General features: G+C 39.9%; 22 protein-coding genes and 1 tRNA gene. 21 read left to right on the top strand and 2 right to left on the bottom strand.

Annotated elements, in window-relative coordinates; all coding sequences use genetic code 11:
• Positions 1-37 precede the first annotated feature (37 nt).
• The 20 genes from GVV20_RS03715 to GVV20_RS03620 all read left to right on the top strand — a co-directional run bounded on the left by GVV20_RS03715 (position 38) and on the right by GVV20_RS03620 (position 19,983).
• Positions 38-1,669 (top strand): PucR family transcriptional regulator, encoded by a 1,632-nt coding sequence (locus GVV20_RS03715; protein WP_159740047.1) that lies wholly within the window; start codon positions 38-40, stop codon positions 1,667-1,669.
• A gap of 167 nt (positions 1,670-1,836) precedes the next feature.
• Entirely contained in the window at positions 1,837-3,201 is a 1,365-nt protein-coding gene (locus tag GVV20_RS03710; protein ID WP_159649505.1) for a citrate transporter, read from the top strand.
• Positions 3,202-3,221: 20 nt separating this feature from the next.
• Positions 3,222-4,451, top strand: coding sequence for an amidohydrolase family protein (locus GVV20_RS03705; RefSeq protein WP_159740048.1), 1,230 nt, complete (start codon positions 3,222-3,224; stop codon positions 4,449-4,451).
• Positions 4,452-4,639: 188 nt separating this feature from the next.
• Positions 4,640-6,394, top strand: coding sequence for an acyl-CoA synthetase FdrA (fdrA, locus tag GVV20_RS03700; RefSeq protein WP_159740049.1), 1,755 nt, complete (start codon positions 4,640-4,642; stop codon positions 6,392-6,394).
• An 11-nt stretch (positions 6,395-6,405) separates the two neighbouring features.
• The gene (locus GVV20_RS03695; protein WP_159740050.1) at positions 6,406-7,668 is read left to right on the top strand and encodes a YlbE family protein; all 1,263 of its coding nucleotides are present in this window, start codon (positions 6,406-6,408) and stop codon (positions 7,666-7,668) included.
• Positions 7,669-7,670: 2 nt separating this feature from the next.
• Entirely contained in the window at positions 7,671-8,480 is an 810-nt protein-coding gene (locus GVV20_RS03690; protein ID WP_159740051.1) for an oxamate carbamoyltransferase subunit AllH family protein, read from the top strand.
• Positions 8,481-8,494: 14 nt separating this feature from the next.
• Positions 8,495-9,427 carry a carbamate kinase gene (arcC, locus tag GVV20_RS03685; RefSeq protein WP_159740052.1) on the top strand — a complete coding sequence of 311 codons (933 nt, stop codon included), beginning with the start codon at positions 8,495-8,497 and terminating at the stop codon, positions 9,425-9,427.
• Positions 9,428-9,612: 185 nt separating this feature from the next.
• Positions 9,613-10,635: a metal ABC transporter substrate-binding protein gene (locus tag GVV20_RS03680; protein ID WP_159740053.1), complete on the top strand. Its 1,023-nt coding sequence runs from the start codon at positions 9,613-9,615 to the stop codon at positions 10,633-10,635.
• Positions 10,619-11,260 carry a metal ABC transporter ATP-binding protein gene (locus GVV20_RS03675; protein ID WP_159740054.1) on the top strand — a complete coding sequence of 214 codons (642 nt, stop codon included), beginning with the start codon at positions 10,619-10,621 and terminating at the stop codon, positions 11,258-11,260. The genes GVV20_RS03680 and GVV20_RS03675 overlap by 17 nt, the downstream gene beginning before the upstream one ends.
• Positions 11,250-12,074: a metal ABC transporter permease gene (locus GVV20_RS03670; RefSeq protein ID WP_159740055.1), complete on the top strand. Its 825-nt coding sequence runs from the start codon at positions 11,250-11,252 to the stop codon at positions 12,072-12,074. The genes GVV20_RS03675 and GVV20_RS03670 overlap by 11 nt, the downstream gene beginning before the upstream one ends.
• 76 nt (positions 12,075-12,150) lie before the next feature.
• Positions 12,151-13,158, top strand: a complete 1,008-nt coding sequence (asnA, locus tag GVV20_RS03665; RefSeq protein ID WP_159740056.1) for an aspartate--ammonia ligase — start codon at positions 12,151-12,153, stop codon at positions 13,156-13,158.
• Between the two features lie 129 nt (positions 13,159-13,287).
• Positions 13,288-14,619 carry a murein hydrolase activator EnvC family protein gene (locus GVV20_RS03660; protein ID WP_159740057.1) on the top strand — a complete coding sequence of 444 codons (1,332 nt, stop codon included), beginning with the start codon at positions 13,288-13,290 and terminating at the stop codon, positions 14,617-14,619.
• 197 nt (positions 14,620-14,816) lie between these two features.
• Complete coding sequence (locus GVV20_RS03655; protein ID WP_159740058.1) at positions 14,817-15,305, top strand: DUF1307 domain-containing protein; 489 nt, start codon at positions 14,817-14,819, stop codon at positions 15,303-15,305.
• A 47-nt stretch (positions 15,306-15,352) separates the two neighbouring features.
• Positions 15,353-15,904: a hypothetical protein gene (locus tag GVV20_RS03650; protein ID WP_159740059.1), complete on the top strand. Its 552-nt coding sequence runs from the start codon at positions 15,353-15,355 to the stop codon at positions 15,902-15,904.
• On the top strand, positions 15,888-16,394 hold the full coding sequence (locus GVV20_RS03645; protein WP_159740060.1) for a hypothetical protein: 507 nt from the start codon (positions 15,888-15,890) through the stop codon (positions 16,392-16,394). Before GVV20_RS03650 ends, GVV20_RS03645 begins: the two co-directional genes overlap by 17 nt.
• 18 nt (positions 16,395-16,412) lie before the next feature.
• A complete protein-coding gene (locus GVV20_RS03640; protein ID WP_159740061.1) occupies positions 16,413-16,853 on the top strand; it encodes a hypothetical protein in 441 nt (146 codons plus the stop codon).
• 147 nt (positions 16,854-17,000) lie between these two features.
• A tRNA-Val gene (locus tag GVV20_RS03635) sits at positions 17,001-17,076 on the top strand.
• A gap of 142 nt (positions 17,077-17,218) precedes the next feature.
• Positions 17,219-17,764, top strand: a complete 546-nt coding sequence (locus tag GVV20_RS03630; protein ID WP_159740062.1) for a VanZ family protein — start codon at positions 17,219-17,221, stop codon at positions 17,762-17,764.
• Between the two features lie 907 nt (positions 17,765-18,671).
• A complete protein-coding gene (locus GVV20_RS03625) occupies positions 18,672-19,226 on the top strand; it encodes a hypothetical protein (protein WP_159740063.1) in 555 nt (184 codons plus the stop codon).
• Positions 19,210-19,983 (top strand): InlB B-repeat-containing protein, encoded by a 774-nt coding sequence (locus GVV20_RS03620; protein WP_159740064.1) that lies wholly within the window; start codon positions 19,210-19,212, stop codon positions 19,981-19,983. The genes GVV20_RS03625 and GVV20_RS03620 overlap by 17 nt, the downstream gene beginning before the upstream one ends.
• 114 nt (positions 19,984-20,097) lie before the next feature.
• On the opposite strand, the gene GVV20_RS03615 is transcribed toward GVV20_RS03620, so the two are convergent.
• Positions 20,098-21,060 (bottom strand): ornithine cyclodeaminase family protein, encoded by a 963-nt coding sequence (locus GVV20_RS03615; RefSeq protein ID WP_159740065.1) that lies wholly within the window; start codon positions 21,058-21,060, stop codon positions 20,098-20,100.
• Position 21,061: 1 nt separating this feature from the next.
• Complete coding sequence (locus GVV20_RS03610; protein ID WP_159740066.1) at positions 21,062-22,633, bottom strand: BCCT family transporter; 1,572 nt, start codon at positions 22,631-22,633, stop codon at positions 21,062-21,064.
• 223 nt (positions 22,634-22,856) lie between these two features.
• On the opposite strand from GVV20_RS03610, the gene GVV20_RS03605 reads away from it, so the two are divergent.
• Entirely contained in the window at positions 22,857-23,552 is a 696-nt protein-coding gene (locus GVV20_RS03605) for a TetR/AcrR family transcriptional regulator (protein WP_159740067.1), read from the top strand.
• The last annotated feature ends 225 nt before the right edge of the window (positions 23,553-23,777 follow it).

Raw genomic sequence — 23,777 nt, 5'->3', positions numbered from 1 at the left:
CTCTAGTGTATAATTAAGACTAAGGACAGGTGATTGTATGATTTATAGAGTCAAAGATGTACTTGATATTCCATCACTTCAAACCGCAACGTTACTTTCGGGTAAAGAGGGGTTATACAATGAAGTGAGTGATGTGATCGTCATGGAAGCACACGATATTGATAACTGGTTAAAGCCAGGTCAACTTGTGTTGAGTAGTTTGTATTCATTGCAAGAAAGTACACGTCAGGAATATACTGATTTTGTGGCGGGCTTACGTAAGCATGGTGCAAGTGGCATTATCGTGAAGATGGGGCGCTTCATTGATGAAATTCCTGCGGGACTCATCGAAGGGTGTTCTGATCAAAATCTTCCGTTAATTCAAATCGATGCAACGGTATCGTATCGTAATATTATCTTGGAAATCATGCAAAACTTGATAAATCAAAAAGCAGATATGCTTGATGTATACCAAAATGTCCACCATGAATTCAAAACGCTCGCAATGAAAGAACCAGAATATGTCGATGTTATCAAAGTCTTAAAGAAAATAATTGGTCGTGATGTCTCGATTTATGACGAAAACAATCATTGTCTTGCATCCACAGAACTTCACCCGATTGACTTTGAAATTACCAATGCTCGCGAGTTGTTTCCTGAAAAATATATGCATTACGACTATTCGCGTGAATTGGTGATGGTGTCCGATACGTTACAGTCACGTCTAATTTGTAAAGTCCCAGGTATGGATGGCCACACAATTTTCTTAGCGATTCGTGAAGCACAAACATTTGTGGAAATGATCGACTATATGGCAATTGAAAATGCAGCAAGTACCCTTCAATTTGAAAGTATCAAACAAGTTGCATTGTCGCGGGAAAAAGAAAGTCATATTAATGACGTTGTGGACCACATCTTAAACGGTAAATACAAAAATACGGAAGAATTGAATGAGAATGCCTTAATTCTCAAGTTATCGCTTGATAAAAAATATCGGGTTGTTACGTGGCAACATTTCCAAGGAAAAGTTGCCAGTGGAAAACGCTCATTCCAGGAACATACCGATTATATGGCATGTACGACGGGATTAATTCATGCAATCAGTTCAATATGGCCAAAGAATGCCTATCGTATCTTCTCGAATCGGATTACGTTGATTGTCGAGGATAATTTTACGACAGATCAATCGTTCAAAGATTATGTTCAAGAAACACTCAAGCCCATCTACGAAAATCATAATAAAGGGGATTTAGTATTACGTGTCGGGATTAGTGATCAAGGGCAACTGAGTGATATTCCTAAACTTGCAGCACAACCGTTGCGCGTCGTGCAACTATCAAACATGATTAAGCAGGATGCCTTTGTGATGCTTTATAAAGATCTAGGAATTTATCGTATTCTGTTGGAACTATCGAAAGAAAATGACTTAAACGATTATATTTCCGACAAGATTCGTATGCTTCAAGAATATGACCCTGAGTATTTTGAAACAGTTCGGGTATTTTTAGATTCAAATCAAAACTATAAACAAACATCAGACATACTCTTTGTTCACCCGAAAACAGTGCGCTATCGGATCGAAAAAATCAAAGAGTTAACCAATCTCGATTTTGATAATCCCGATGAAATGTTGCAAGTGATGATTGGGATACGTATCTCGCAACTCTTAGGTAATTACAATAAAGACTGAACTGTTCATGATTGAACAGTTTTTTCACATTATCCATAATGGACAAAAAAGAGATTTTTTTTATCTTAATACGGAAAAGCAATAGACCAGAACCTAGGATAGAATAAAAATACAGAACAAACACTATGTCTCTGTAGCGTTATGAACTCATAACAAAGGAGGAATTTATGAGACTCAAAGGGAGAAAGTTATGGATGTCTTTAACTCTTGTCTTTGCATTAACTTTAATTTCAATGCAAAGTGTGCTCGCACTTGAAATTAGTGAAATCGGTGCACCTACAGGAATTCAAGCATTCCTAGTATTAATACCACTTATTTTGGTATTGGTGCTACTATTTTTAAAAGTTGATATGGTACTTGCGGGTGCGATATCAGCAGGGGTAGCGATGCTAATTGGTGGAATCACAATTGCCCAAGTGAATAAAGAAGTATTGTCAGCCATTCCCACAATGATGACAATTACAGTTCCAATTATTAACTCTGCTGTAGCGATGGCTGTCTTTACCGCTGGAAGTTATACATCATCATTGGAACTTGTTAACCGTGCTACAAAAGGGAAGGTGGAATATGTTTCCGCATTCTTAGTTATCCTAGTGGCTGCCGCAACCTATATGTCAGGTATTGGTGGTGGTAGTGCCATGGTTATCGCACCGCTTGCTTTCGCAGCTGTTGGTGCAGTTCCAGAACTTATTGCTGCTATGTCCATTGCTGCTGCAGTGTCGTTTACGACATCACCGGCATCGCTTGAATCAAGTATTACATCACAATTAGGTGGCTTTGAAGTTTCGACATATGTTAGCACTATGATGCCTTATTGGTTACTTTTCCTAGGGTTGGCAATTGTCTTAGCTTTCTGGGGTGCGAAACGTCGTAAACTTGGTTTCCGCAAATCAGAAGATGAAACGTATGCCAAAATGACAAACGGTCAACTTTTCAAAAATACGATTCCTGCCATTTATTTACTCTTTGCAGTAATCTTTGGACCGCTTGTAGATAAAGCAACTGGTTTCCCACTATTCTCACCAATAATGTATATGCTTGTAACCGTCATCTTAATCTTTGTCTGTACGGATACAGGGATCAATAAAGCATTTAGCTCTATGATTGATGGATCAAATTATATTCTGACACGTCTATTCCAAGTGGGTATCTTCTTAGGATTTATTAATGTTATTGCAAGTACAGGTACGTTTGCAGTTATCGCTAACGTTGCATCAGCAGCTCCTGCTGCATTGGTGGTTCCGGTTGCGGTGCTCACAGGTATTCTCATTGGTATTCCGGCCGGAGCGTATGTTGGATCCATTCTAACCTTAGTTCTACCAGTTGGTGTAGCGTTAGGATTCTCCCCACTTGCACTTGGTTTTGTAACGATGGGTGTCGGAATGGGAAGTCAAATGAGTTTTGTTAACATAACGATGCAAGCCTTGTCATCAGGATTCCAAATTCCGATTCTTGATGTCGTTAAAGGAAACGTTAAATGGGTATCAATTGCTGCAGGGATACTCATGGTTATTTCATTTATTGCCGTTTAATTTAGAGGAGGACAAGAAACATGGATTTAATTTTTAAACAAGTTCGTATTGATCAAGATGGGGCATTGAAAGATGTTGCTGTTGAGAATGGTAAAATTGTTGCGATTGAAGACACCATTGATACTTCCGCAACACGTGTGATTGATGGTAGAGGGCGCGTACTCGTTCCAGGATTTGTCGAAAGTCACATTCACTTAGATAAAGCATTGATTGCAAATCGCAAACCCAATCTATCAGGTACATTAAAAGAGGCAATCGAAGTGACCGCATCCCTCAAACCAACATTTTCCGCAGAGGATATTTATACACGTGCCAAAACTGCGCTTCAAGAGTTAATCATTCCCAATGGTGTAACGTTTATGCGTACGCATGCAGAATTCGACCCATCGCAAGGATTTACAGGATTCGAAGTAATCATGAAACTCAAAGAAGAGTTTAAAGATTATATTGATATTCAAGTGGTTGCATTCCCGCAAGAAGGTATTTTTAAAGCACCAGGAACAGAGGCCATGATGGTTGAAGCAATGGAACGTGGTGCAGATGTTGTCGGAGCAGTTCCTTACAACGATCGTGATGCAAAAGAGCATATCGATTATGTCTTTGAGCTTGCGAAACGTTTTGATAAACCACTCGATTTACACCAAGACTTTGCGGATGATGCTGACAAAATTTCAATTGAATACCTTGCAAAGAAAACAATTGAAAATGGCTACCAAGGGAAAGTATCTGTGGGTCACTTAACAGCGATCGCGGCTTTACCTCCCGAAGAACTGCAACCAATTCTTGAATTAATGGCTGAAGCAGGGATTAGTGTTATGGCGCTTCCAGCAACTGATTTACACTTAGGTGCTCGTAACGATACTTACAATGTCCGTCGTACTGTGACACCAATGCGTAAACTACGTGATGCAGGTGTCAATGTATGTATCGCAACCAACAATATTCGTAACGCCTTTACCCCTTATGGAACTGGCGATATTGTCCAAACAGCAATGTTAGCAATTCCTGTTGCTCACTTAGGTGGGGCGGCAGATTTACCAACCGTCTTACCCATGATCACAACAAACCCTGCGAAAGCATTGGGTCTTGAGGGTTATGGAATTGCAGTTGGTAACAATGCGGATATGGTCCTACTTGATACAACGTCATATGGCGATGCAATTATTGATTTACCGACTAAATCAGTGGTTGTAAAATCGGGTCGTATCACTGTTGAAACAGAAAAGACTGTTAAATTTGGTCTTCAATAATATCATTAAAAAAGACGTTTTAGATTTCCAAATCTGAACGTCTTTTTGCATCTTAAGATATCCATATTTTCTAAAAAAATCGTCGATTTCGGATAAGAATTGCCTATTTGTTTATCTAGATTGGATAATGACTCGTTGTAGTTGACCGATTAAGATTAAAGTACATAAAGCAGGAAAGGACATGTGCTATGTTAAAAACAATAATTAAAAAGAATGCATATAAAGATTCAGTTGTACTCATGTTGTTGACGAATGAAATTGCCGCACTTGAGGGTGTCAATCGTGTATCAATCATGATGGCCACAGCTGCCAATAAAGATATCTTTGGCCAAGCTGATCTCTTAACAGAAGATGTTGCGAACGCAGCCGCAGATGATATCGCAATTGTTATGGACATCAATGAAACAGAAACTGTGGATGTTGTCATGGAGGCAATTGAAGCATTTCTCAATAAAAGTGATAAAGAGGATGGCGCAACGCAAACGACCGTTGTTCGTAATTGGGACAATGCACTCAAAGCGTTACCAGATGCAAATCTCGCTGTTTTCTCGATTCCAGGGATTTATGCTGCCGACGAAGCGGATACAGCATTAGACAAAGGCCTTAATGTATTTTTGTTTAGTGACAACGTTTCGCTCGAAGATGAAGTGCGATTAAAAGAAAAAGCACATCAATTGGATCTTCTTGTTATGGGTCCAGATTGTGGAACAGGAATTATTGCAGGTGTTCCAATCGCCTTTACAAATAAAGTACAACAAGGAACTATCGGCGTTGTTGGTGCATCAGGAACAGGTATCCAAGAAGTAACAACACTTATCGATAAAGCAGGTGAAGGTATTTCAAGTGCTCTTGGAACCGGGGGGCGTGACCTGAATGAAGCCGTTCAAGGTATTACAATGCTCGATAGCATTCACCACCTTCAAGCGCAAGCTGATACCAAAGTGATTATGGTTGTTTCAAAACCACCTTCAAAAGTCGTTCAGGAAAAAATTGAAAACTACTTACGCACGTTAGACAAACCGGTTGTCGCACTATTCCTAGGAGCGAAACCAACGCATCATGAAAGTAATATTTATCATGCGTATACCTTGGAAGAAGCTGCAAAAGCAGCAGTCGCTTTGTCTGAGGGAAAAAATCCACGTGACTTAGATATGAACCGTCCGGTGGTAGCACCGATCGCAAGCTTAGAAGGATCAGTCATTAAAGGTTACTACTCTGGAGGAACGTTAGCATCGGAAGCAGCAATGCTGATCGAAGAAGCGCTCGAATTGCCGAAAGGTGGTAAAAAACCACACGGGTTTATGTTGAACCATGATGGCTTTGAAGTCATCGACTTGGGGGATGATGAATACACCCAAGGACGTCCGCATCCAATGATTGACCCAAGTAAACGGATTGAATTAATGAAAGAAGCTGCTAAAGATCCCCGAACAGGTGTTGTGTTGTTTGATGTAGTTCTAGGTTATGGATCTCATATTGACATGGCGGGTTCACTTGCACCAACCATTCTTGAATTAATGCAAGAAGCACGTCAAGCGAACCGCGATTTACAGTTTGTTGCAACAATTTGTGGCACACAACGTGATCCGCAAGACCTTGCTGCCCAAACTCAAATTCTTCAAGATATCGGTGTCTTTGTCGCAGAAAGTAATGCCCATGCAGTCTTGACATCATTACAATATCTAGGCTATAACGTTCAATACGCACAATTACCCGTCGAAGATAATGCAATTACCGAAAAGATTGAATTACCTTATTCAGAAGCAATCACCGATCTTATCTCAGCATCACCTAAAATCATTAATGTTGGACTGAAAAGTTTTGCAGATAACCTAGAGGATGCTGGCGCAACAACCATTCAATTTGATTGGAGACCGCTAGCTGGTGGTAATCCAAAAATGATTAAAGCACTAAAATTCTTAAATTCATATCACTTTAACTAAGGAGGCCTCACATGACATTTAAAACAATTGAAGATGCAAACCAGGCAGTTATCGATCGTATTAAAGCAGGAAGTCCTGTCTTAGTCGATGTTGTACCTGCTAAATCAGTAATTAATGAGTTAAACGGAAAAGTACTCTTGCATGCGGGTCCGCCAATTGAGTGGGCAAACATGCCTGACCCAATGCAAGGATCTTGTGTTGGTGCAGTACTCTTTGAGAAATGGGCTGCGACAGAAGCCGAAGCGCGTGAACTATTATCAACAGGGCGGATTGCTTTTATTCCATGTCACCATGTGAATGCCGTCGGTCCAATGGGCGGAATCACTTCCGCAAATATGCCTGTGCTTGTTGTTGAAGATCGCAAACATGAAACAACAGCATACTGCCAAATGAATGAAGGAATTGGTGCAGTCTTACGTTTTGGAGCCTATTCCGAAGAGGTTATCACACGTCTTGAATGGATGCGTGATGTTCTGGGACCAGTTCTTGGGAAAGCGATTCGTGCGATGGAAGATGGTCTCAGTGTGAACCCAATGGTTGCACGTGCGATTGCAATGGGGGATGAATTCCATCAACGTAATATTGCAGCATCCTTAATTTTCCTAAAAGAAGTGACGCCAATTATCGCAACACTTGAGATCACGGAAACAGAACGGGCTCAGGTACTTAAATTTTTAGCTGACACCGATCAATTCTTCTTAAATATCATGATGGCATCCGCGAAAGCTGTTATGGACGGTGCCCGTCAGATTAAAGAAGGCACGATTGTTACTGCAATGTGCCGTAATGGCGAAAACTTTGGGATTCGTATTGCGGGGATGGGAGATGAATGGTTCACTGCTCCTGTAAATACACCCCAAGGTCTTTACTTCACTGGATATTCTGGAGATGACGCAAGTCCCGATATGGGAGATAGTGCCATCACTGAAACATTTGGTGTCGGTGGAATGGCGATGATTGCAGCCCCTGCAGTTACCCGTTTCGTTGGAACTGGTGGTTTTGATGATGCCCTTCGTATTTCCAATGAAATGGATGAGATTGTCATGGATCATAACCCTAACTTTATTATTCCAACTTGGAATTTCAAGGGAACTCACTTAGGCATTGATGCTCGTAAAGTCGTTGCAACAGGAATTACACCGGTAATTAATACAGGAATTGCGAACAAAAAAGCAGGCCTTGGCCAAATTGGTGCGGGAACAGTACACCCACCAATCGAATGCTTTGAAAAAGCAATTGCTGCCTATGCACAAAAACTAGGAATGGAAGGATAGTTATGATTCGCTTAAAGGCACAGTCAGTATCACAATCTGTGGCTACTTGGTTAACACCAATACCACTCAAAATAACGGTACACAGTGTTTTTAAGCATGGTCTTAACCTTCTTGTGAATGAACGCTTAATCTTTATTAGCGAGGCATCCATGCCTCATGGCATCACGCTCATGAAAGGGTCGATGTCAAAACTTGCAACGGTAGATCTTCAAACGATGGTCCTTTATACCCATAACAGTCTTCACTTTCGTAACATGCTTACTCCAATCGTGATTGACTTGCAAGATGTACCAATAGAAACTTACAATCCACAACCGCTTGTACCGGCGCGTGCCACGCTCATACAGCGGTACCATCAAATCGTGCATTACCCATCAATGACCGGATTTGACCAAACAATATACGATACATTACATATACCCAAACTCCAATCGATATCTCCAAACAATTTTGATGATGTTATTACATGGCTCCTTGGTAGAGGGCGTGGTCTAACACCAACTGGGGACGATATTCTCTTAGGTCTATCCATAGTCCTACATACTTTCAATAATCCGTATCGTAACGCATTTGATGCAGCCTTAACATGCCAATTAAGTCCCTCTGCGACAACTGCGGTCTCGTTTGAATATTTAAGCCATGCGTCAGAAGATATGTTCAGTCATAGTCTCCTTAACTTTTTATCAATCATGAACGATGGTGATGACGCTGCGTTTCAACGCGCCCTTCTTAATCTCAAACATTACGGTCATACATCCGGCATTGATACACTTACAGGCATTGCAATTGGACTTGCAATGCTCTTATTTTAGAAGAGGTATTTATTGTGAAACAAAAAATAGTTATAGCATTGGGGGGAAATGCCCTCGGGGATAACCCTCAAGAACAAAAAAATGCAGTTGCAGTTGCAGCGCAAAGTATCGTTGATTTAATCGCGGGTGGTGATGAAGTCATGGTGGTTCACGGGAACGGACCACAAGTAGGAATGATTCATCTTGCGTTTGATGAAGCACATCATGCCAATAATGCCGTACCAGAAATGCCGTTTCCTGAAGCTGCGGCAATGTCTCAAGGATATATCGGCTTCCATCTTCAAAACGCGATCGCTAATGAATTACGACGTCGAGATATTAAGAAAGATGTTGCTACTGTATTAACACAGGTGGTTGTTGATGCGGATGATCAAGCCTTTACAAATCCAACCAAACCAATCGGACCATTCTATACAGAAGCTCAAGCAGCGACATTAGCGGCTGAAAATGGATACACATATGTTGAAGACTCGGGACGGGGTTATCGCCGTGTCGTACCATCACCACAACCCGTAACAGTTGTTGAGCGTGGTGCTATTAAAGCGTTGATGGATGCAGGAACGCTTGTTATTTCGAATGGTGGCGGGGGTATCCCTGTCCTTGATCAAAATCACCAATTTATCGGTGTTGATGCTGTTATTGATAAAGACAACGCTGCGGCTAAGGTTGCAGATGAGATTGATGCAGACATTCTTGTTATTTTAACAGGGGTTGATCAAGTTGCTATTAATTTCGGGACGCCTGAACAAAAGTGGTTAGAATCATTGAGTATAGCTGAAGCCAATCTATATATTGGTGAGGGTCATTTTGCTCCTGGTTCAATGTTGCCCAAAGTTGAGGCATCTGTCCGTTTTGCAGCATCAAAACCATCCCGCAAAGCAATTATTACATCTTTAGAGAATGCCCATCTTGCCGTTTCTGACGGAAAGGGAACCATTATACAATAGATTTATTACGAAGCAACCACACAACGTGGTTGTTTTTTTATGGATAGAACACACTTGTTGCAAAAGTTTCGCAACAAGTATTGACAAATCGACAGAAAGTTTGTAATACTGTTGTTGCGAAACTTTTGCAACAAACTAAAGTGTTGATAAGATAGAGCTCATCTTATCAAACTAAAGGAGTCACTATGAAACGATTACTAGCCCTTCTTGCCACAACATCCCTTATGTTTCTCGCAGGTTGCCAGGCCCAACAAAAACCTGATATCACCGTAACATCATTTATTGGATATGACATTGCCCATGCAATCGTCGGTGATAAAATGGTGGTTGAAAATATCATGCCATGGGGTTCGGAAATGCATAACTTTGAACCCTCAGCACGTAATATTACTGCCATTAAGGATTCAAAACTCTTTATCTTTGTAGGAGAAGATCAAGAGCCGTGGGTTAAAACACTTGGCACACAAGACCACGCCCTAGACTTATCCAAATCTTATGAATTAGCAGCCCATAACCACGCGCATTCTGAGAATCATGAAGACACTGATCATCAGCATGATGAAGCAGCGCATACGCATGAGGAGGAAACAAAGACCCATGAAACTACAGAACATGACCATTCACACGAAAAAGACCATTCACATGAGGGTCATGAACATGATCATGGAAGTCTCCATTATTGGACCGATCCCACTACATATGTCCAACTTATCGAAAGTGTGAAAAAAGAAATTATTAAAGTTGATCCGACCAATGCGACTTATTATGAAACACAAGCATCTGCATATAGTACGCGTATTACGACAATGCATACAGATTTTGACCAATACATGCAAAGCCAAGACCACCCAACCGTTTATTTCTCGGGACACAATGCGATGGATGCCTTTGCGGATCGTTACCATTTAAAGATTGTGTCACTGACACAGGATTACCGCCCGAATGCGGACTTAACGGCACAACAAATTTTATCACTCAAAACATCCTTGAAAGATGCTCAAGCAACAACATTGTTTATTGAGGAATTGGTTGAACCCCGTGTTGCGAAATCAATTCAAGATTCGTTACGCCAAGATAACATAGAAATTGAAATAAAAGAATTGCATGGTTACCACAACATTAGCCACGATCAATTTAAAGCACATGTTACGTATGCGGATTTGATGCACCAAAACATTGAGAATTTAAAACATGCCATCAATCATTGATGTTCAAAACGTGTCATTTGGCTATGGGAAAACATGGGTCCTTAATGATGTAAGTTTTACGATTGAAAAAGGATCTTATGTTTATATTGTCGGTGACAATGGTGCAGGGAAATCAACGTTGGTGAAACTGTTTATGGGACTGTTAGACGTTACGCGCGGAAATATTAACCGAAAATCCAGTGCCCTTTCGTATGTTCCTCAACTTAACACAGAAACTAAAATACCGCTGAGTGTTCACGATGTCATCGCGTTAGGTTTAAAACCGACATCTTGGTTTCTGAGTAAACAGGATAAGCAGCGAATTATTGATGTTGCCAATCAGTTTGGGATAGGTCATTTACTACACCGTAAATTTGGGGATTTGTCAGGCGGACAGAAACAACGTGTTTATCTTTCACGCGCCATGATTTCCAATCCTGAAATTTTGATCCTCGATGAACCCTTGTCTGGATTGGACCAATCGTCACGAGATCAACTCGAAATGATCATTGATGGATTACATCGTGCCGGTACAACGATTCTCAACGTGACACATCACTTGACAGAAAATCCACCGTCACACCGAAAAGTTTTAAGTGTCGGTGAAGGCCAATGTGTCTTTAGAAAGGATACCTATGTTTCATGATCCCTTTTTAGTCAATGCAATGATTGTGGGGCTATTACTAGGAATTAGCGCAGCCCTGATGTCCCCATTTCTTGTCTTCAACAATAAATCAATGATTGCGGATGGACTGTCGCATGTTTCCTTTACAGCAATTATTTTGGGTTACCTCTTTTCCAATCAACCCCTGTTATTTTCAATTCCGTGTGTCATACTTGTCTCATTTCTATTAACGCTTCTTATTGAAAAAACAGCAATAGAAGCCGATGCTTCCATTGCTGCAGTATCAGCCCTAGGGTTGGCGATTGGTTTGATTATTGCGACGGTAATGCCTGGATTTAACCGCTCGATTGAATCACTTTTGGTGGGGAGTATTCTGACTGCAAGTGCTGACGACCTAATTGTTAGTGGTGTCATTGTGATGGCGACGGTTGGTGTTATTTATACATATTACTGGCCACTGATTGCGACTGTATTCGATGCAACTTATGCGAAGTCCCAAGGGATTCATACCTTTCGAATGAATGCCTTGGTGAATGCCATGATGGCGGTATTTATAGTTGTCGGAATTCGAATCGTAGGGACATTGCTCATTTCCTCACTCGTAGTTTTCCCCGCACTCATTGCATCGCGACTTGCACATGACGCCAAACGAACACTTACCGTAAGTGTACTGGCCTCAATCATTGCTATAATTACAGGTATGATTGTATCTTTTAGAATCGGGTGGCCAACAGGACCAACAATTATTGTTGTCTTCGCGCTACTATTCTTAATCGCAATGCTCTACAGTAAATACAAGGATTATGATATAGCAACAAACACCTCGAGACTCTAATATTTAGCCTGTCAAAGAGGCTTAATTTGAGAAGATAAATATGATATAGTTAGAGAAACACATTTTGAGGTGAATTATGAAAAAAACGAAAGTCCCACATGGGTATCAATCAACATTAGGTATATACGAAACACAAACAGCGATTGGATTTATCAAGCGTTGGTTCGAAGAAGCATTAACGGGTTCATTAAAATTAAAGCGTGTATCAGCACCCTTATTTGTTGCGAATAATTCTGGTTTAAATGACGATTTGAGTGGTGTTGAACGTGCCGTTCGTTTTGATATTCCAGCAATCTCAGGAACTGAAGGAGAGGTCGTCCACTCGTTGGCAAAATGGAAACGCAAAGCATTACATGACTATGATTTCCACGAAGGAAATGGCTTGTATACAGATATGAATGCAATTCGTCGTGATGAAGTCCTTGATAATTTACATTCAATTTATGTCGATCAATGGGACTGGGAACGTGTTATCAACAGCTCCCAACGTACCGAGGCTTATTTGCGAGAAACAGTTCAAGGTTTGGTGAATGCAATCGTTGAAACATCAAGTCGCATTCGAACCAAGTTTCCAGATGTTGATGTGATTATTTCACCTGAGGTGACCTTCATTACGAGTCAGGAGCTTGAAGATCTCTATCCTAACTTGAGTTCGAAGGAACGTGAAAATGCATTTGTTAAAGACCACCCTACAACCTTCATTATGCAAATTGGCGGTAAACTCAAAAGTGGTCAACCGCATGATATGCGTGCTCCAGATTATGATGATTGGAGTATGAATGGCGACTTAATGTTCTGGCATGAGCCACTCCAAATGGCCATGGAATTATCAAGCATGGGAATCCGAGTTGATCGCGACGCAATGTTAGAACAACTGGAACTTGCCAATGCAATGCATCGTTTAGATTTTGATTTTCATAAAGGTGTTGTGGACGGAACATTACCACTCACAATCGGTGGTGGATTGGGTCAATCAAGAATGTGTATGTTACTTCTTGGGAAAGCTCATATCGGTGAAGTGCAAGTGTCTTTATGGGATGATGAAACATACGAAACCTGCAAAGGAAATATCGAATTACTATAATCACAAAACACGATGGCATTGCGCATCGTGTTTTTCTATATCCTGAAATATGGGATTGTTGTAAATGCGAAAGTTTCTCATTTACATTTCACGTTGGTTTGTTATAAAGATACGGAAGGGAGTCAGATTATGACCAAACGAATCCGTTATCTCGTAATGATGACATTATTGATTGGGATGTTTTCTATAAGAGGTAATCCCATAGATGTCAAAGCGGAAGGAGCCTACACATCCTACTGCGAAGCAAACAGTGATGATGCAAAATGCCAAGATTTCGCATCCTTAAAAAACACCAAAGTAAGCCTTGCTGAAATCACTGCAAAAATTGATGATTATGCGATGTCTCTAAATGAATACCATTTACTCGTTGGGGACCTTAACAAAAATATTGAACAAACGGCTACTGAAATATCAAACTTAGAAGGTAAAATTACATCGCTACAAGCAAATATTGCACAGCAAGAACAAGAAATAGCGAATAAGAAACAAGACATGCAGCACTATATGCGTGCGAGTCATGCAACGATGCGTATCAACGGCTATATTGATTTTATCGTGAATGCCAAGGATTTTTCGGATATATTTCGCCGGGTTGAAGCGGTCAAAGTCATTCGCAAATCAAACGAAAATACGATCAATGAATATCGTGAACTGGTGACGCAATTAAATAACGATAAAACAGAAATTGAGCAAACGGCCGCATCATTAAAAACAACACAAGACACTTACAACAAAGAACTCAGTGATGCAATCAATGTTCAAGACAATATCAACGCCATTATGAGTGTGCTCCAACAAGAGAAAGCACATCTTATGATTGAAGAAGAAATGGCCATCCAAAAAGTTGCGATTGCAGAGTCAAACTTCTCAGCAATCGCTCCCCCAAGTAATCCAGGAAGCTTAGGCTATCCGTTAGCATCTAATTACTGGGTATCAGCGGGAACCTGGTCCTATCCATGGGGTGGTACGCATTTAGGCGTTGATCTTGCACCCACAAATGGAACAGTCGGAATGCCGTTGCTTGCACCGCAAAATGGAATGGTAGTAGCGTATCAAGGCGGATGTCCGACGTGGGGAGGATATGGCAGTGGCTGTAATGGTGGCTACGGTAACTATATGAATTTAATCGTGACAGACGGGACAACGGTTTATGGAATCCTCTATGCTCATCTTCATCAAAATGGTGCTGTTGCATCAGTTGGGGATGTCGTCACCATGGGACAAACTGTCGCAATCCTTGGGTCGTCTGGAAGTTCGACAGGACCTCATGTACATGCAGAAGTCTACAATCTCGGTACAGGAACGGTTCAGTCTGCGTATCAACAATGGAACGGTAGTAACACATTTGGAACACAAAGTGCATCAAGTGGTGGTATCAACGCAATTTGTGACGTTAAGGGACCGCCTTGCCGGGAAAACCCTGCAACAATTTGGGGCTACCAATATGGAAATCGCTATTAAAAACGAAACAAGTATTTGTATATTTCAAGCACGAACATTCCCCTGATATTTGTGAGAAATTATTGAACTTGTACAAAATTTGCATTTATTCAAACAATGTTAGCACAATGTTAACATTGTTTGTTTGTAATGAAGACGATAGTCTCAAATACAACAGATATGTTCTATAAAGTATAGTTATACGGGGGGAATACAGTATGAAAAAATTATTAGTAGTATTAGCGATGGGGATGCTCTTGATTACAGGATGTACATCCACAGGGAAAGAAACAGTATATGAATGCAAAGGTGCTGATATGCTCGGACTCCCAGCAAAAGTTACACAAACAATCACGACCAATGGTGATAAAGTCAGTACACAAAAAATTGTGACTGTTTTAGATATTAAAGCTCTTTCTGATATTGCAGGTTTATCAACTGAAGAAACAAGCAAGTTAATGCTTGATCAAGTTAAAGCGGTTCATAAAGACCTTGAAAAAATTGCAGGGCTTGAAGTAGCAATTGAAACGACAGATACATCCTTAACCGAAATCAATATTATTGACTATGCTAAGGCTGATTTGAAAAAACTTCAAGAACTTCAACTCATTGAAGGGCAAGGCGATAAGGAAGCTAAGTTTGTAAGTTGGGAAGCAACTAAAAAAACGCTTGAATCAAACGGCTTTACATGTTCAGAAGGTAAATAAAATAAAGGCTTACGAAAGTAAGCTTTTTTTTCTAGGAGGAGACACGAATGAAAAAATGTATTGTCTTTGCAACGTTAGCACTCGTATTGTTGAGTGGTTGTACGAAAGAACCAGAAGTAAAACCTCAAGAGGTTGCAACGCAACAGGAGAAGGTACCAGAAGAGAAAATTGAACCCGTCGAAATTATAGAAAACTATGTTTGTAAGATCGAAGTGCCTGTAGATGAGATTCAAAGCCAAGTTACAACTGAATATGAAGTTAAGGGCGGTTTTGTAACGAAACAAAAGACCACATTATCAATGGATGTTTCCCCATTCCAAGGGGATTCAGACATCCCTGTAGAAGATGTGATTGCAGGAATGAATTTGGAAGAGATTTATGATGATAGTGAGTACCCAGGAATCACAACTACAGCTTTCTTTGAAGGGACGATTTTTACATACGTGATGTCAGCTGATTTTGAAATTGCGAGCGCAGATGATTTAGTGAAAATTGGACTGTTTAATGAAGGTGCTACTGATTTCGATCGAAAACAATCTTGGATTGCGACACTCATGTCCGTAAAACAAGAAGGAGCGACGTGTGAAGCGGTTCAGTAGAAACTATAAAATATTCGCAATTGTTAATCTATTTACGATTCTAATATTTTTACTTATCAATGCAATCCTTGACAATCGGGGTGTAGCTTTACGAAGCACCTATGCGAAACTTCATATTGGATTCATGTTTTTTCCATTAATGATACTCATCGGATGGACCATTTTCAGTTTGGTTAATACAAGCCAAAAACTTCCCAAAATGATCCGTTTGTTGGTTAAGGGAGTGGGTGTATTCGTTGTTATTGGATTTATGAGTGCATTTAGTTTATATTGTCTCTATTCCATTGAGGATCCAGAAACAATTGACGGCGACCTCTATGTTACAGATTACTATTCAATGTATGATCGAGTTCGAGTTCCACGCTTTTATACCAAAGTTATCAATACGTATCTCAAAGAAAAGGATTATTCCTATTACTATTGGCCTGAACAACAAGAACCTGTCGAGCGGGGTCAAGAACCTCTGCAATCACGGCAAAGCAAGCACTAAGTTGCACAGAAGGATACCATGAAAACGTTATACGATACAATCAAAGAGAATCTAGAATTGCATGCATCCAAATCTAAAAGGCATTTCGATGAATTGCATGGATATTGGGATACATATCCCCAGTATCGTGTTATTAAGCGGGAGCTTTGCGTTAATTACATCGATGAAGCAGGTAAGTATGTCAAGGACGCCATTATAACTCGGCCACGCGATTTCCCAGAGAATAGGAACTTTGATAATTTAGTAACACTTGTATGGCTAACGGGACTCAAAGACATACCGAAACAACTTGCTGATATTCGCGTTGAACCGCTTATTCATAATATGCCGAATATTGTGAATGAATTATGCAGTAACAAGATTCGTGTACTATCTGGAGAGTTGCGATTGACGGATGACATGGTCGACCAAATGTATATGGACATTGCATCTGCATTTGATATTGATACGAGCAAGTAACATGGTTTTACATGTTATTATCCAATGGAAAGCTTCTAAATGGGAATGCTTGATCGCTTGATTTTAAGACCCAGTAAAACTTTCTCTAAATAGTTGCAATTTATCATTGAGTTCGTAATTGGGCTATGGTATCATATGAGAGCAAATGGACCATTAGCTCAGTTGGGAGAGCGCATCCTTGACGTGGATGAGGTCAGCGGTTCGAGCCCGTTATGGTCCACCATTAATTGAATAACTATCAAAGATCAGTGATAAATGCACTGATTTTTTTTTATTTTTACTCTTAGTTCTTGCAATCTACAATTAAACGAAGTTCGATTAAAAACGATAAATGTGGTATAAATTGTGTATAACAGGAGACAACAATGGCCGTAGAACTAAACTCAGGATTCCTTATTTATGCTTTAATCTATTTGATTGTGTATTTTAAATTACTAAGGACAAAGCAATTCAAAGAAATATTTTGGCTGTCCTCTTTTCTAATTTACATATTTATAGTCGTGGATGTTACGCTATTACCACTCCCGCTATCTTTGCAAAGTATAAAAAATAATTTTTATATTAGAAGTGGAAATCCAATTTGGAATTCAGTTAATCTCATACCGACCTTAACATTAGAAAATATCTTGTCACGAAATTTCTATTTAAACATGGTGATGTTTGCCCCTTTTGGCTTCCTCATCAATGTGCTTTTTATAAAGGAAAATCGATACTTCAAAACACTGTACTATTCGTTTGTATTTACTGTTTTAATCGAAACGTTACAATTTTTACTTATCTATTTTACAGGGTCATTCCGAATAGTCGATGTAGATGATATCATTGCAAATACAATTGGTGGGATGATAGGTTTGTTAGTGTATCAGTTAGCCACATTTTGTGTTAAGAAAATCTCTAAAACTCAAAGCTAAATATTCAAACGAGTTGAATATTTAGCTTTTTCAATTCATGATTAAGATCGATTGCTGTATGTCTATGTGAGTGTGAAAACCATTTGCTAGTCTAAGGAAAAACGCTGTGCTTTTTTATAATAAAATTGCTTTGTTTATTGATTTCGACTAATCCACTTTCGAAGACAAGCTATTCATATTCCGAACGCCATGAACTTGCCGCTCAAATCATGATATCGACTCAAGTCGTTATGCTAACATCTTTGTATATTTTGTAGTATCTATGACACGAGGTGTGTTATAATACTAGTGCAACGCCACACCGGTGATAAGATGGGAGAAAAAAATGGATCAAATTTCGAATTATCTTATTTGGTTACTTATTTCGATTGCATTTTTTGGTGGAATAAAAGGGGTAAAGTCATACTATTCAAAAGATGAGAAGTAGAAGTTAGTAACCATCTTCAAGGAGTCAAATTATTTTGAATAATAGTGAATATGAGAAGAGATACGATAATGTATCTCTTTTTTGCTGTTTACACTGAAACGACTTCAAATTGTTTAGAAAATGGGGCATGCAAGCAGAACTAACAGAATATGCTGAAATTGATCTTGGAAAATGTTGTTTAGTACAGATTACCCTCCATCTGTAACAGTAATGATGGAAAACGCACACAGCTCCAATACAATAAATACGTATCGTATACATAATGCGTGTAAGTTTACACACAATTGGTGGATTGCCGAATAGCAAACTATTTTCTTAGAGTGTGTTGTATTGTTTCATCGATGATTTACCTTGGGGGTTGTGCTGGGTGGTTTTCTGAAATTAGATATCAATTGTTATGTCTCTAAGGTCTGAAATGCTCACAGTTTGGAAGCCAATGGTTGTTTAGAAAAGAATAGAGGGAAAGAAAAGGGGATAAAAATGAAGAAGAAAATTTTAAGTGTATTCACGGTCATCGTGGTTTTAGTTGCAACTCAATTTGTTGCCGTAACGAATGCTGAGGTGTTGTGGACAGGGACACCTGGGCTGGATGCTACAATGGATTTACAAATTTTTGGGATCGGTGGAGTACGTCCAGATCAAACTACTGGAAAAGCAACCTTCCGGGCACTGATAGGTCGTGGTGTAACTCAAGATGAACGTTATGAAAAAACACCTATTAAAGATGCAACGATTACAGTTTATGATTCGATTGGGAGCAAAGTAATCGCAGATTACGAAAATGAAACACCCATTGCAGTTTACAACACAACTGATCCTTGCCAGTTTGATGAAAATGGAAGTCCAGAGTACCAACAATACCGTAATGCGGAAGTTGAAATTGAGGGCTTTGTTGGTAGGGATCGAGATTTATTCTTTGTTTCAAGCAAAGAAGGATATGAATCTCGCGCATCCGAAGGTTTTATTTTTCCTGTAAATACATACACAGTAACTTTTGAATCAAATGGCGGAACGCTCATTGATTCAAAAGTATAATTTATTAATTGATAGTCATGCAGATGAACCTATGGTACCTCAAAAAGAAGGGTATGAGTTTGACGGTTGGTATCGTGATGACTCTTTCGAGAAAACATCACGGTGGGACTTTGAATTTGATACGATACAGGGGAATACAACACTTTATGGGAAGTGGCGCGTCGTTGAGGTGCCGATTCAAATGTTTACCGTAACGTACCAAGATGGTAGCGACAATGAGTCGTACTTTGTAAATCAAATTTATGATGTTGCGGAAGGCACAACGACACCGGCCTATCTGGGAATACCAGAACGAGAGGGTTATGCCTTTGTCGGGTGGTCACCAGAAGTTGCGAATGTTGTAACTCAAAACGTTGACTATAGAGCACAGTGGGTTAGTAAATCAGTGCCGATTCAAACGTTTACGGTTACGTATCTAGATGGGAGCAACAACGAATCATTTTTTGTAAATCAAATGTATGACGTTGCGGAAGGAACGATGACGCCGCACTATGTGGGAACACCAAAGCGAGAAGGCTATACTTTCGCGGGATGGTCACCTCAAGTCGCGGATGTTGTAACTCAGGATGTTGAGTATATCGCACAATGGCAAAAAGAGCCGGTGAAGCCAGTAGAAGAAAATCGTGAAGAATCATCTGTGGAATCCTTGCCGTTGACGGGAACACCTCACAATAGCGCAGGTGTCTTGACGATGTCTTCAGGAGCTGTACTGTATTTAATTAGTGTTCTTAAGCGCAAACGTAATGATATGATTTGATCGTTATATGAGCATTTCATTTCAGCTTTAAAATTATGTCTGAGTATAAAAAAGAGATTGGTAGCCGTATAAATGGCAAGCCAATCTCTTTTGGTCTAGATTTGGACCGGTGGTTTATTGATTATTAATGGTTTCGTAAGAAGCAATAGCGATAGCGACATCGAGAACGCACGATCCTACACTCTCATAAAGTGTTATTTCATGATCGTTTTCGCGTGCGATGATGTTTCCTGCAAGGACATCACCAACAGATCCGACTACTTTGTCTTTACTTACAAGCCCTTTTTCAACGGGGATGATTATATCTCCCGCTGCAGCCCATAACCCATCAACGTGTTCAGTGATTATGCGACTTGCTTTAACAACGACCTCATCTTCAATTTCTTGCATGTAAGGTGTAAACGACCCGATTGCATTGACATGCGCCCCTTCACGTAGCACGTTTGCACTGAATACTGGTGTATGAGATGTTGTACATGTACAGATGATATCTGATGCTGCGACGCAAGCATCGGCACTTTCTGCAGCGATAATTTGGTAGGGTCTGTTCTGAACAGTACGAATGCGCTCAATGAAGGCATTGATATATTCTTCCTTAATGTCATAAACATAGACTGCTTCAAGTTCACGAACTTCTTGAATAGCAAGGACTTGCGTAAATGCTTGTAATCCAGAGCCAATGATTCCCAATGTTCGAGCATCTTTACGTGCCATAACATCAGTTGCAACACCAGCACTTCCTCCCGTTTTAATGGCTGTAAGATAGTTTGCTTCCAACAATGCTTCCAATTCCCCCGTTTGATTCGAGTAAAGACTGATTGTAGAAATAACACTGGGTAGCCCCTTCGTCAAATTCTTTGGAAAGACTGAAGAAAACTTAGAACCAAAGTAAGGCTTTGTTTTGCTAATTGCGGTTAACCATTGTGCGCTGTTTTCAACATCGATGATTGGCATAACAATTCGATCACCTGTATAGATAAGCCCTTGGACGTTCTCAAGATATGCTTGGCGGAAAATATCCAATGCCATTGGCATGGTTACAACTTCTTTGATTTGTGCTTCTGTAATATACTTCATACTAATGCTCCTTTGTATCGTTTTCTAATGCATCCATTTGTGCATTACGTTCCATATATTCGTCCCATTTCTTACCATCATGCTTAAAGAAGGCGATGAAGATGATGACAATAATAACCATGGTTAATATTCCGGTGGATAAACTAATGGTTTGGATTGGTCCTAAACCACCAATAAAAATTAGAACGAGTCCCAAAGCACCAAGGGCAATAGCCCAGAAAATGCGGTTGGTACGACCCGGTTCTTCATTTGCGGGAAGATCGTTTGTTGATACGATTGCGAGTGTATAGGCAGCACTGTTGATAACTGTGACGGTCGATACAGCCATAACTGCAAGCATTACGACAAGAACAACGGTTGCGAGTGGCATCGTCTTGATAATTGCGATAATAGCATCCGTGATGCCTTGTGTTTGGAATATTTCAATCACATTCACGAGTCCAGTTTCATAGGCATTCATACCATAGTAACCAAGAATAATGAAATGTAACCAGCAACCGACACACGATGCACCTGTGGCTCCAAGAACGAGTTGTTTAATGGTTCGTCCACGGGAAATACGCGCTAGGAAAATACCTGTATTTAAAGCATATGCTGACCACCATGCAAAGAAGAAAATGGTCCATGATTGTGGGAAAGTTCCTGCAGAGTGGGGTTCAGTTGTCATCATCATTCTAAAATAGTCACTGACAAAGGTTCCCATGCTGTCTGTGAAGTTATTAAGCATGTATGACTTTGGTCCAATTAAAAACACAAACGCGAGTAATCCAATGACCATCGCAAGTTTAATGTTACTAATTAGTTTCATTGATTTTTGTAGACCACCATAAACTCCGAAAACAAAGAATATCGTAAAGAAAATAAGTATGCCAGCATCAATCCATAAGGTATATTGAATGTTGAAAAGATCAACGATAATGGCACTAATTAATGGTGTTGATAAACCAATGGCTGCCGAGACTGCCCCGATAATTCCCATCATGTAGACAATATCAATAATTTTTCCAAGCAGTCCTTTTGCATTTTTCTCTCCAATAACTGATGCACAAGCAGTACTTGGGCGGTTTGTGTTCTCACGTTTTACGAAGAAGAAAAATCCGAAAACGACAGCAACCGTTGCGTATAATCCGTATGCGGAAGGTCCCCAGTGGAAGAAACTATAGGTTGATGCATAAGTCATTGCTTCGCGGGAAAGGGGAACAATGTCGAAAGGAGGCGCAGTGGCATATTGGAACCATTCGCTAAATCCCCAATAGATAGCGACGCCTGATGTTCCAGCAGCAAAGAGCATTCCTAACCAAACAGGGGTGCTGAATTCTGGTTTTTCGTTACCGAGCTTCTTGTTACCATAGTGACTAAAGGCAAGGTAAACCATAATAAATGTGTTGGCTAAAAAGAACCATTGGAGTGCCCACCCAAAGTTTCCAGTAATGACGCCAAAAATTCCGTTAAAAGCATTCTCCGATGCTTTTGGGAATAGTGCAACTAATGCACAAAATATGATGACAATAGATAAGGGTATGAAAAACAGACCTTTATCGATACTTGCCTTTTTCTTGGATTGTGTATCCATATCTTCCTCCTTGATAGTTTTCTCTCAAACTAATCACATGACCATTATATAATCAAGTGATTAGAAAACACGGAAATATTTGAAAAATAGTGAAATATATCACATGTTTTGACAAAAATGGGCGTATTTTGACGTCATTTGTTCGGAATCGATAAGATTTCACACTGTTTTTGTGTTTGTGTTGATGCAACTGCTATAATAAAACAAAGAAAGAGGCTGGCCTATGAATCCGAGAATTAAAGTGAGCAAACAAAAATACCGCACAATGCGATACTTCATTGATGCCACAAAAGAAATTGCTGAGGTTGAAGGTATTGATAAATTAACCATCCGCAATATTGCAGACCGCGCAGGGTATAATAGCGCAACAATCTATAACTATTTTGAAAACCTTGATAGTTTGGTCGCGCTCGCAATGATTGATAGTGTGACTGATTATCTCTACGGATTTGATCAAATCCTTAACAGTGACTATGATCCGATTATGGCGTTATTACTATCATGGCGTGTTTATGCTGAATGTTCATTCCCCAATCCAGAAGTTTACGAGTATGTATTTGCTTCGAAGCATTCGGATTACGTTTTATCCAAACTTGAACTTTATTTTGATACGTTTCCCATTGATACACGCCACGTCAACACAATCGTGACCAATCACGATATGCTGACCCGTAATCGACTGTTGTATGCACCTTGCTTTGAGTTAGGATATTTTCACGCTAAAAAAGAGGATTACATAATTGACTTCTGCTACATCCTACACGGCGGCTTTTCAAAACGTATCTTTACTAAGAATCAAAGCACTGAGGAAGCAGTTGTGCTCTTCCTGCAATATTTGATCGAGTTTTTGACGCATCATACTGAACGTGATGACATCCAGTGTCCATCCCTTGAAGCGGTATTAGCAATCGAATACTAATGGTTCTTATTCATTACAACCCAACACGAAGATTGGGCAAACATGATTTTTAGCTATTTCAAGTAAACCAAAGACTGTTGAAAAATTTCGACAGTCTTTTCTATTTACAAGGCAAAAGGTCTCGCTTTAGCAAATTACAGTAAGTGTTGGATATGTACCATTCGACGTTATTGCTTTAACAAAATAAGGAAATATTAATTTTTGGTACAATTATTCATTCTTCTG

The organism is Erysipelothrix aquatica (genome assembly GCF_009828775.2).
GTDB classification, from domain to species: domain Bacteria; phylum Bacillota_I; class Bacilli_A; order Erysipelotrichales; family Erysipelotrichaceae; genus Erysipelothrix; species Erysipelothrix aquatica.
The sequence above is the reverse complement of the archived record's forward strand: the minus strand, read 5'-3'. Positions and strand labels throughout refer to the sequence as shown.